Annotated in this window: 7 protein-coding genes and 1 pseudogene; 4 read left to right on the top strand and 4 right to left on the bottom strand. The window is 76.5% G+C overall.

From position 1 onward, the window contains the following. Positions 1-230 (top strand): annotated as a pseudogene (locus JWR81_RS15495) (sirohydrochlorin chelatase); the annotation flags it as partial. 93 nt (positions 231-323) lie between these two features. Here JWR81_RS15495 and JWR81_RS15490 read toward each other — a convergent pair. Both JWR81_RS15490 and JWR81_RS15485 read right to left on the bottom strand, forming a co-directional pair. Further along, positions 324-608: an MGMT family protein gene (locus JWR81_RS15490; RefSeq protein ID WP_297652193.1), complete on the bottom strand. Its 285-nt coding sequence runs from the start codon at positions 606-608 to the stop codon at positions 324-326. Next, complete coding sequence (locus JWR81_RS15485; protein WP_297652190.1) at positions 605-1,369, bottom strand: alpha/beta hydrolase; 765 nt, start codon at positions 1,367-1,369, stop codon at positions 605-607. Before JWR81_RS15485 ends, JWR81_RS15490 begins: the two co-directional genes overlap by 4 nt. A 141-nt stretch (positions 1,370-1,510) precedes the next feature. On the opposite strand from JWR81_RS15485, the gene JWR81_RS15480 reads away from it, so the two are divergent. The 3 genes from JWR81_RS15480 to JWR81_RS15470 all read left to right on the top strand — a co-directional run bounded on the left by JWR81_RS15480 (position 1,511) and on the right by JWR81_RS15470 (position 9,350). After that, a complete protein-coding gene (locus tag JWR81_RS15480) occupies positions 1,511-4,873 on the top strand; it encodes an ATP-dependent DNA helicase (RefSeq protein WP_297652188.1) in 3,363 nt (1,120 codons plus the stop codon). 145 nt (positions 4,874-5,018) lie between these two features. Continuing rightward, entirely contained in the window at positions 5,019-6,020 is a 1,002-nt protein-coding gene (locus JWR81_RS15475; RefSeq protein WP_297652185.1) for a glycoside hydrolase family 16 protein, read from the top strand. 9 nt (positions 6,021-6,029) lie between these two features. Next, positions 6,030-9,350 (top strand): ATP-dependent DNA helicase, encoded by a 3,321-nt coding sequence (locus tag JWR81_RS15470; protein ID WP_297652182.1) that lies wholly within the window; start codon positions 6,030-6,032, stop codon positions 9,348-9,350. Positions 9,351-9,429: 79 nt separating this feature from the next. Here the strand turns inward: JWR81_RS15470 and JWR81_RS15465 are convergent, their stop codons facing one another. Together JWR81_RS15465 and JWR81_RS15460 are read right to left on the bottom strand one after the other, a co-directional pair. Further along, positions 9,430-9,966 (bottom strand): DUF1697 domain-containing protein, encoded by a 537-nt coding sequence (locus JWR81_RS15465; RefSeq protein ID WP_297652179.1) that lies wholly within the window; start codon positions 9,964-9,966, stop codon positions 9,430-9,432. 202 nt (positions 9,967-10,168) lie between these two features. Beyond that, entirely contained in the window at positions 10,169-10,540 is a 372-nt protein-coding gene (locus tag JWR81_RS15460) for a MauE/DoxX family redox-associated membrane protein (RefSeq protein WP_297652177.1), read from the bottom strand. Between the last annotated feature and the right edge of the window lie 113 nt (positions 10,541-10,653).

The raw sequence follows: 10,653 nt of genomic DNA, 5'->3' as shown, positions 1-10,653 counted from the left end.
TCGCCACCGGCGGCCCGCGGGTCGGCGAGGCCGTCGCCGCGCTGCGGCGGGGCGGGGCGCAGCGGGTGGCCCTGGCGTCCTGGCTGCTCGCCCCCGGGTTGTTCCAGCGCCAGCTCGACGCCTGCGGGGCCGATGTCGTCGGGGCCCCGCTTTCGGACCACGACGCGGTGCTCGACCTGGTGGTCGACCGCTACCGCTCGGCGCTCGCGGTGGGCCGGCGCACGGCCTGACGACGGGCACAGTCGGCGCGCGCGTTCTGTCACCGGCGCGCGGAGCTGCGCGCGGGGGCGGGAAGGCGCGCGTGGGTGCGGGCGGCCTGCCCCTCAGCGTCTCCGGCGGGGGAGCCTGCCGTCCACCAGCAGCACGCCCTCCGCGCGCAGGCGGGCGCTCTGCTCCTCCGCGATGTGCGGGGCGCAGGTGCCGTTCGCGCGCAGGACGCGGTGCCAGGGCAGGTCGTGGCCGTCCTCGGAGAGGATGCGGCCGACGAGCCGTGCCTGCCGCGGCATCCCCGCCAGCGCCGCGACCTCGCCGTAGGTGGACGTGGACCCGGGCGGGATGGCCCGCACGACCTCCCGCACGCGCTCGACGGCGGCGTCGTCGAGCTTCACGCCAGGAACCGGCGGATCTCCTCCGCCACCTCGGCCGGCCGCTCCAGCTGCACCATGTGGCCGGTGTCGATCTCGCGGACGGTGAGCAGCGGGCCCAGCTCGGCGCGGACGCGCTCCACCCATGCCGGGTCGACGTAGTCGACCTTCGTGGCGGGCAGCAGCAGCGTCGGCAGGTCGGCGGGCGGGACCACGGCGGGCCGGGCCATCTCGCTCCACGCCGTGACAACGGCGGGGGTGCTGTAGCGGTAGCGCCAGCGGTCGCCGTCCTGCACGAGGTACTCGTCGATCTCCGCGTCGACCAGAGCGTCGTCGATGCCCTCCCAGCGCGTGGCGCGCTCGGCGCGGGCCGACTCCCGGTCGGGGTACGACTCGCCCGCGCACACCTCCTGCGCGGTCTCCAGCATGTCCTGCGGATCCAGTCCGAGGGCCGGGTCGATCAGCACGAGCCGCGTGACGCGCTCGCGCGCCGTCCGGGCGAGATGCACGGCGATCGCCCCACCGAACGAGTGGCCGACGACCGGCAGCGGGCCGAGGCCCAGCTCGTCGAGCGTTGTGAGGACGTCGTCGACGTGCTGCTCGATGCTCCAGGGGGGCGTCCACGGGGAGCTGCCGTGCCCCCGTAGGTCGAGCCCGACGACCCGGTACTCCGCAAGCGCCGCGGCCGGCACGCGCCACCGGAGCGCATGGCCGGTGACGCCGTGCAGGGCCAGCACCGGCGGCGCGTCGTCGGGTCCGAACGTGTCGACGTGCAGGCGGCTCACGCCCGTGATCGTGCCAGGAGCGTGGCGGCTCGGGCGACGCGCGGCGGCTGCACCGGGCGGAGTCGTCGGCCGCATCGTCGTCGTCGCTGCGCCACGGGCGTGGTCGCACGACTGTCGGGGGTCCGTGGTTGCATCCTCGGTGTGACCCGCACCGTCCGCTCGCTCGCCGCCGAGGCGCCCGGCCTCGTCCGCAGGCCGCGCGCCGACGGGCCGGAGCCGGTGTGGGACGCCGCCGCCCTGCGCGTGCTGGAGCACCGCTCGGGGCCGCTGCGCGTGGTGGGCGGCCCGGGCACCGGCAAGACCACGCTGCTGCTCGCGGCCGTGGCCGCGCGGGTGCGGGCGGGCGACGACCCGTCGCGCACGCTCGTTCTCGTCGGCAGCAGGCGGGCCGCGGCCGAGCTGCGCGAGCGCCTGACCGATCTCGCCGCCGCCGATCTCGCCGCGGCCGGCGACGGGCGCACGTCGCGCGAGTCGCTGGTGCGCACCGTGCACTCCTACGCGTTCGGGGTGCTCCGGCTGCACGCCGCGCTGCACGGGGACCCTCCACCCCGGCTGCTCGCGAGCGCGGAGCAGGACGCCGTGGTGCGCGACCTGTTGGGCGGCGAGCTCGACGGCGACGTCGAGGGCTCCGGCTGGTCGGACGGACTGCTGCCCGCGCTGGGCCTGCCCGGCTTCGCCGCCGAGCTGCGCGAGCTGCTGCTGCGCGCCGCCGAGCGCGGGCTGGGCCCGGGGGAGCTCCACGAGCTGGGCCGGCGGCACGACGTGCCGGCCTGGGCGGCCGCGGGCCGGTTCTTCCGCATGTACGAGCAGGTCACACTGCTGCGCGGCGCCGCGGGCCGGGGTGCGCCGCAGGCCACCGCGCCCGCACTGGACGCCGCCGAGCTGGTGGCCGCCGCGCTGGACGCCCTCGCGTCCGACGCCGATCTGCTCGCGACCGAGCGTGAGCGCGTCCGGCACCTGGTGGTCGACGACGCGCAGGACCTCGATCCCCAGCAGATGGAGCTGGTGCGCGCGCTGGGCGCCACGGCCACCACGGTGCTGCTCGCGGGCGATCCCGACCAGGCCGTCCTCAACTTCCGGGGCGCCGATCCGCAGGGCCTGCGCGCCGTCGAGGCCGAGACGGTCGTGCTCACCACCGATCACCGCAGTGCCCCCGCGGTCCGCGCGGCCGGGGCGCGGCTGGTGGCGCGGCTGCCCGGGGCGGGGGAGGGGCGCACCCGCGTGGGCCCGGCCGGCGCCGAGGGTCCGAAGGGCACCGTCGCGGTGCGCGTGTTCACCTCCGCGTCGCAGGAGGCGGGCTGGGTGGCCGACCAGCTGCGCCGCGCCCACCTCACCGACGGCGTCCCGTGGTCGCGGATGGCGGTGCTCGCCCGGTCCACACGGCGCTCGATGCCCACGCTGCGCCGGGCGCTGCTCGCCGCGGGCGTGCCGATCGCGGCGCCCGCCGACGAGCTGCCGCTGGCCCGCCAGCCCGCCGTCGTGCCGCTGCTGATGGTGCTGCGCTACGCCACCCGTCCCGACCTGCTCGACGCCGACGCGGCCACGGCGCTGCTCACCTCGCCGCTGGGCTCGGCCGACCCGATGCGGATGCGCCGGCTGCGTCGCGGCCTGCTGCGCCTGCACGCGGCCGGGCAGCCCGTGCCGGGCCGCGGGAGCGGCGCAGGCCCCGACGGCGAACCGGTCAGCGGCTCGGCCGACGCGGCGGCACCGGACGCCACCCCGCCGTCGGAGATCGAGCGCATCGGCAGCGACCCACTGCTGGTGGAGGCCCTGCGGGCCGCGGCGCTCGGCCACCCCGACCCGCTCGCGAGCCTGCCACCGCAGGAGACCGCCCCGCTGCGCCGCGTGGGCATGCTGCTGGCCGTCGCCGGCGACGCCGTCCGCGACGGGGAGAGCGCCGAGGAGGTGCTCTGGCGCGTCTGGCAGGCCTGCGGGCTGGGCCGGCGCTGGAGCGAGGCCAGCGCGCGGGGCGGGCCCGTCGGCGCCGCGGCCGACCGCGACCTCGATGCCGTCCTCGCCCTGTTCGACGCCGCCGCCAGGCACACCGATCGGCTGCCCGGTGCCGCCGTCGCGGGGTTCACCGAGTACCTCGCCGACCAGCAGCTGCCCGGCGACTCGCTGGCCGCCCGGTCGCCGCAGGGGGAGGCCGTCGCGCTGCTCACCGCCCACGCCGCCCGCGGCCGAGAGTGGGATGTGGTCGCGGTACCCGCCGTCCAGGAGGGCACGTGGCCGGATCTGCGACTGCGCGGCAGCCTGCTGGGCAACGAGCGGCTCGTCGACCTCGTGGCCGGCGTCGCCGACCCGGACGGCACGGTGTCGCGGGTGGCGCCGTTGCTGGCCGAGGAGCGGCGGTTGTTCTACGTCGCGTGCACCCGGGCCCGGCACACGCTGCTGGTCAGCGGCGTCCAGGACGACGACGAGCAGCCGTCCCGCTTCCTCGACGAGCTCGACCCCGTGCCTGCGGGCCAGGCCGACCGTCCGGTGTTCCGGCCGGGCCGCTCGCTGGTGCTGGCCGAGCTGGTGGGGGAGCTGCGGCGCGCTGTCGGCGCCCCCGACGACGGCAGTGCCGAGAACGCCGGGCGCCGGGAGCGCGCCGCCGTCCAGCTCGCGCGCCTCGCCGAGGCGAGCGTGCCCGGCGCGCATCCCCGTGACTGGTACGGACTCGCCCCGGTGTCCAGCGAGGAGCCGCTGCGCGGGCCGGACGAGATCGTGCCGGTGTCGCCGTCCGACATCGAGAAGATCATGCGCTGCCCGTTGCGGTGGGTGCTCGAGCGCCACGGGGGCGGCGACGTGGGGGCGCTGGCCGCGGTCACCGGGTCGCTGGTGCACGCGCTCGTGCAGGCGAGCGCGGACGGGGCCCCGGTCACCGAGCTGGAGAGTGCGCTGGCGTCCGCGTGGGCCCGGCTCGACGCGGGCGCGCCGTGGTTCTCCCGGCGGGAGCTGGCCCGGGTGCGGGCCATGCTGGCCGCGTTCGACGAGTGGGTGCGCGGGAGCCGCGACGCCGGGCTGCGGCTCGTCGCCGTGGAGCAACCGGTGCAGCTGGACCTGGCCCCCACCGCGGTGCCGCGGGGCCCGCGGCTGCGGCTGCGGGGCCGGGTCGACCGGCTCGAGGTCGATCCCGAGGGCAGGCCCGTCGTCATCGACGTCAAGACGGGCAAGACCGCCGTCAGCGCGCGGGCGGCGGCCGAGCATCCCCAGCTCGCGGTCTATCAGCTGGCCGCGGCGCTCGGCGCGTTCGGCGAGCTGGTGGGCCAGGGCGCCCGGCCGGGTGGGGCCCGGCTGATCTACCTGGCCGACCAGCGCGCCGACGGCCAGGCCAAGGAACCCGTCCAGCCCCCGCTCGACGACGACGCGGTCGCCCACTGGGAACAGGTGGTGCGCAGCAGCGCCCACGAGACGTCCGGGTCGCAGTTCATCGCGCGCGTCGGCCCCGACTGCGACCGCTGCCCCGTTCGCTCGGCCTGCCCGGTGGAGGAGTCAGGGCGGCAGGTCACGGAGCCATGATGCGTCTCACTCACCGTCACTCGGGTTGCGGTTACGGCACACCTTCAGGTGGGCCGCTTCGTGACGGCTGGGGCTGCCGGTAATCTTTCCGCCACACGTCGCTGCTCCCTGTGCTCCCCCACCGGCGTGGCGAGGAGGGTTGCCCGTGTCCCGCGTCTCCACGCGCACGCGCGCGGTGATCGCGTGTGCGGCAGTGGCGGTGTTGCTGGCTGCCTGCGGTGCGTCACCCGACTCGACGTCGACCGGGCCACCCCCTGATCTCTTCCAGGCGTTGCCGGAGCCGGCCGCGCCCCCCACCGTGATCGTGGCCACGCCCACGGCGGTCCCCAGCGCCACCAAGAAGGCCAAGCCGAAGCCGGCCACCGGGACCCCGTCGGGACGCGGCACGGCCCGCGGTGCGGCGGCCGCCGGGCAGACGCCCGCCGAGATCTCCGCCAAGTGGAAGCCCGTCGGCGGTGACGAGTTCAACGGCAGCACGCTCGACGCCGCCAAGTGGGGCACCTACAACAGCGTCGGCGCCTTCGGCAACGGCACGCGCAGCCCCAGCGCCATCAGCGAGTCCGGCGGCAGCCTGCACATCACGGCCAGGAACGTGGACGGAGGCATCTCCGGCGGCATGGCCGACTCCCTCGGGCAGGTCTACGGCCGCTGGGAGTTCCGGGCGAGGACCGACCTCGGGCGCGGGTTCGGGTCGGCGATCCTGCTGTGGCCGGACTCCGAGCAGCTCTCCGACGGCGAGCTGGACATCATGGAGGTCCCGAACGAGAAGCGGGACCTCGCGAACTTCGTGGTGCACTCGGGTCCCCAGGGGCAGACCACCGTCGGCACCGCGCTCCCCGGCAACTTCTCGCAGTGGCACACGTTCGCCATCGAGTGGCTGCCCGACAGCATCACCTGGTACGTCGACGGCCGGCAGCAGTACAAGCTGACCGACAAGTCGGCCATCCCCACACAGCCCATGCACCTCGCGATCCAGCTCGACCAGGGCCCGAAGCAGGACTGGATCGAGGCGCCAGACGCCACCACGCCGGCCGAGATCAACCTCGACGTCGACTGGGTGCACGTCTACGCGCCGCGCACCGCCATCCCGGCTCCTCCCACCACGCCGACGGCCCCGGCCACGCCGACCGGCGCACCGTCGGAGTAGAACTCCCGGGTGGAGCTCACCCCGCACGCGCTGGCCACCGCACTCGGTGTGCCACCGCCCACCGAGGAGCAGGCCGCGGTGATCTCCGCCCCGGCCCGCCCGGCGCTGGTCGTCGCGGGAGCGGGCGCCGGGAAGACCGAGACGATGGCCGCGCGCGTCGTCTGGCTGGTGGCCACGGGCGAGGTGCTGCCCGAACAGGTGCTCGGCCTGACGTTCACGCGCAAGGCCGCCCAGCAGCTGGGCGCGCGGGTGCGGTCCCGGCTGCGCCGGCTGGCCGGCTCCCGCCTGCTCGACGAGCTCGACCCCAGCGGGGAGCGGCGCGCCGCAGTGCTGGCGGGCGAGCCGACCGTCGCCACCTACCACGCCTACGCGGGCCGGCTGGTCGGCGAGCACGCGTTGCGCCTGCCGGCCGAGCCCGCCGCCCGGCTCCTCGGGGAGACCGCGTCGTGGCAGCTCGCGCACCGCGTGGTCACGAGCTGGGCCGAGGACCTCGACGTCGACCTCATGCCCGCCACCGTCACCGAACGGCTCCTGGCGCTGGCCGGGGAGCTGGGCGAGCACCTCGTCGAGCCCGAGGCGGTGCGGCGGCACGCCGAGCGCCTCACGGCGCTGCTGGAGAACGCGCCGCGCGGCAAGGGGCAGCGGGCCGAGCCGTCGCAGACCTACAAGCGCTGGATCCGGACGCAGCGCACCCGGGTGGCGCTGCTGCCGCTGGTGGAGGCGTTCACCGCCCGGAAGCGGGCCGAGCGGGCCGTCGACTTCTCCGACCAGCTCGCGATCGCCGCGCGGGTCGCCGCGGCCCATCCGGAGGTCGGGGCGGTGGAGCGGGCGACCTACCGTGCCGTGCTGCTCGACGAGTACCAGGACACCGGCTACGCGCAGCGCGTGCTGCTGCGGGCGCTGTTCGGCACGGTGCCGGGTGAGCGGGTCCGCGCGGACGGGCCGGCCGTCACCGCCGTCGGCGACCCCTGCCAGTCGATCTACGGCTGGCGCGGCGCCAGCGCGGGCAACCTGACGCGCTTCCGCACCGACTTCCCGGCTTCGGACGACAGCCCGGCCGACGAGTATGGCCTGCTCACGAGCTTCCGCAACCCGCCGGAGGTGCTGGACCTGGCGAACACGGCGTCGGCCCCCCTGCGCGCTTCCCCGGGTGGGAGTGCCGGGGTGAGCGTGGGGGAGCTGCGGGCCGGGCCCGGCGCGACCGCCGGGGACGTGCGGGTGGCGCTGCTCCCGGACGTCGTCGCCGAGGTCGGCTGGATGGCCGATGGGGTCGCCGAGCAGTGGCGTCGCGCCGAGGAGGGCGGCGCGGAGCCGCCCACGTCGGCCGTGCTGGTGCGGCGGCGTGCCGACATGGACGCGATCGCCGCCGCGCTGCGGGCTCGCGGGCTGCCCGTCGAGGTCGTCGGCCTCGGGGGGCTGCTGGACACCCCGGAGGTCCGCGATCTGGTCAGCGCTCTGCGCCTGGTGGCCGACCCGCTGGCCGGGCCCGCGGCCGTCCGGTTGCTCACGGGAGCGCGATGGCGCCTTGGCGTCGCCGACATCGCCGCACTGTGGGCCCGCGCCCGCGAGCTGGTGCCCCCGCTGCCGCCGCGCCGGAGCCCGCTCACCCCGGCCGCGCTGGCCCTGGGGGCCCTGCCGGGTGAGCACGCCGAGCAGGCGGGTCTCGTCGACGCCCTCGACGACCCGGGCCCACCCGAGGCCTACTCGCCCGCCGGGTTCGACCGGATCGGGCGGCTGGCCCGCGAGCTGGGATGGCTGCGCTCGCGGGGCGCGGCACCGCTGTCGGACCTCGTCGCCGACGCCGAGCGCGTCCTGCTGCTCGACACCGAGACCGCGGCGCGCCCGGGCCCGGTGGGCCGCGCGCACCTCGACGCGTTCGCCGACGTGGTGGCCGACTTCGCCGCGGGCGCGGAGGTGCCCACCCTGCCCGCGCTGCTCGACTACCTCGAGACCGCCGAGAAGGCCGAGGACGGCTTCACCCCCGGCGAGATCGAGGTGACGCCCGACCGCGTGCAGGTGCTCACCGTCCACGCCGCCAAGGGCCTCGAGTGGGAGGTCGTGGCGGTGCCGCACCTCGTCGACCAGGTCTTCCCCGGACGCAAGATCGGCGGCACCTGGCTGACCAGCCCCGCCGAGCTGCCCGTCCCGCTGCGGGGCGACGCCGCCGACCTGCCGGCGGCCGACCTCCCTCCCGACGGAGATCGCAAGCAGCTGGAGAACGCCGTGAAGGCCCACTCCGAGGCGCTGGACGAGCGGCGCCTCACCGAGGAGCGGCGCCTGTTCTACGTGGCGCTCACGCGGTCCGAACGAGTGCTGCTGCTGTCCGGGCACCGCTGGGGTGCGGCGGGGGAGAAGCCGCGCGAGCCGTCGGAGTTCCTGGTGGAGGCCGCCCGCGCCCATCCGGCGGAGCAGTGGGCCGAGGAACCGGAGGACGGCGCGGTCAACCCGGCCACGCTCGACACGCCCACCGGCGTCTGGCCCGCCGACCCGCTCGGGGAGCGGTCGGCGGACGTGCACGCGGGCGCCGACGCCGTCCTCGCCGCGTTACGGTCCCGCGACGAGCGGCGGGCCGCCCGGTCCGACGCCGCATCGCCGGGCTCCCAGCTGGAGCTGCCGTCCGACGAGCCGCCCCCGGACGAGGAGGACGACGAAGGGGACCCGGAGGGCTGGGCCGCCGACGTCGACGTGCTGCTCGCGGAGCGGGCCGCCGCGCGGGCCCGGCCGACCGTCGCGCTGCCCTCGCAGCTGTCGGTGGTGCAGCTCGTCGAGCTGGCGGACGACCCGGCCGCGCTCGCGTCCCGGTTGCGCCGCCCGTTGCCGCTGCCGCCCAACCCGCACGCTCGCCGGGGCACGGCGTTCCACGCGTGGCTGGAGCAGCGCTTCGGCGCCGCGCAGCTGCTCGACCTCGACGAGCTCCCCGGTGCCGCGGACGCGGGCGCGGCCCCGGACGAGGCGCTCGAGGAGCTGCAGGAGGCTTTCCTCGGGTCGGTGTGGGCGGAGCGCCGCCCGGTGGAGGTCGAGGTGCCGTTCGAGACCGTCGTCGCCGGCGTGGGGGTGCGCGGCCGGATGGACGCCGTGTTCACCGAGCCCGACGGCTCGTGGACGGTGGTGGACTGGAAGACCGGGGCGCTGCCGGACGAGAGCAGGCTCCCCGCGCTGTCCGTGCAGCTCGCGGCCTACCGGCTGGCCTGGGCGGCGCTCGCCGGGTGCCGGCCGGAGCAGGTGCGGGCCGCGTTCCACTACGTGCGCCAGAACGTGACGCTCAGCCCCGCCGACCTCCTGGACGCCGACGGCCTCCGCGCCCTCCTGGCCTCGGTCCCCGCCGACTGATCGCCGACCGATCCGCCGACGCCCCACCCGGCGAAGCGACACGACACGGATCGGCCCGCGAGTCGGCACGACCTGCAGCTCAGCCGAGCAGGTCCACCAGCTTCGTCATCGTGTTCCAGTTCCGGGCGGTCACCGCGACCCCGAGGTTCCTCTCCGCGTAGGTGCCCACCGCCGGCGACTCCAGCAGACCGTCCGGGCACCACTGGTAGAGCACGCGGTCCCCGAGACGCGTGTGCTGCGGGTCGAGCGCGACCGGATCGTGCGCGGCGAGCAGCGCCGGGTCCGGAGCAGCGGAGAGCACGTGGGCGAACATCTTCGAGCCGTTGTCCGCGATCTCGGCGAACGGGTGGCCGTCGACGATCGCCTGCACGCGCTCGCCGGTCAGCGCGAGGCAGCGGACGTCCATGTCGAAGCGGTCGGCGATCCCGGCGCGGACGCGTCCGGCGTGCTCGTCCGGGTCGCCGTCCGCACCGGTGACGACGGCGTTGCCGCTCTGCAGGTGAGTGCGGACGTCGGTGTAGCCGAGGTCGGCGAGCAGCGCGCGCAGGTCGGCCATCGCGATGCGCTTGGCGCTGCCCACGTTGATCCCGCGCAGGAGCACCACGTAGCGGGTCATCGCGGCAGGCTACGCCCGCTGATCGCCCCCGGCCGCACGCCAGCGTCCTGGCCGGGGCACTCCGGCGCGGCTGACGGTAATCACCGAGAGGGGCGCGGGCCGCGCCGCCGAACACGGGGTGAAGGGGCACCGGCTCACTCGACGGCGTGGCCGCCTTCGGGCTCGACGAGATGGCGGCAGGCGGTGCCGAGGCGGGTATCTCCTAGGCGTCCCGCCGGACCTTCCGCGCCCACAGCAGCAGCGGGACCTGCATCGGCAGGCGTCCGTAGGCGACGGCGCGCTCGCGGGGAGAGCGCGTGGACCGGTCGACGGCCATCTTGACGTTCGCGGGGAAGACGGCCACGAACAGCGCGGCGGCGGCGAGCGCGCCCAGCCGACGCGTGCGGGGCACGGCCACCGTGGCGGCCACCCCGATCTCGGCCACGCCGGAGGCCAGCACCCAGAACCGCGCGGTGCCCGGCAGCTGCGTCGGCACCATGGGGTCGTAGAACCGGGGCGAGACGAAGTGCGTGACGCCGGCGCCGGCGAGGAACGCGGTCATCGCGACAGCGGCCGACTGCCGGGGGAGCCTCATGGTGATGATCGTCGCACGGCTACTCTCCGCGCCGTGGCGAGAAGGGGCGGACGACCGGTCGTGGACCCGTCGCTGGTCGGGCCGATCCGCATGCCGGACTCGGCGGCCACCCC

The organism is Pseudonocardia sp., assembly GCF_025965585.1.
GTDB lineage: Bacteria > Actinomycetota > Actinomycetes > Mycobacteriales > Pseudonocardiaceae > Pseudonocardia.
Note: the sequence above shows the minus strand (reverse complement) of the source record. Positions and strands in the feature narration are given on the sequence as shown.

Bases quoted from the DNA above. Each gene is read 5' to 3' on its own strand.
- JWR81_RS15460 (WP_297652177.1), bottom strand. From the start codon at position 10,540: ATGAGGCTCCCCCGGCAGTCGGCCGCTGTCGCGATGACCGCGTTCCTC.
- JWR81_RS15465 (WP_297652179.1), bottom strand. From the start codon at position 9,966: ATGACCCGCTACGTGGTGCTCCTGCGCGGGATCAACGTGGGCAGCGCC.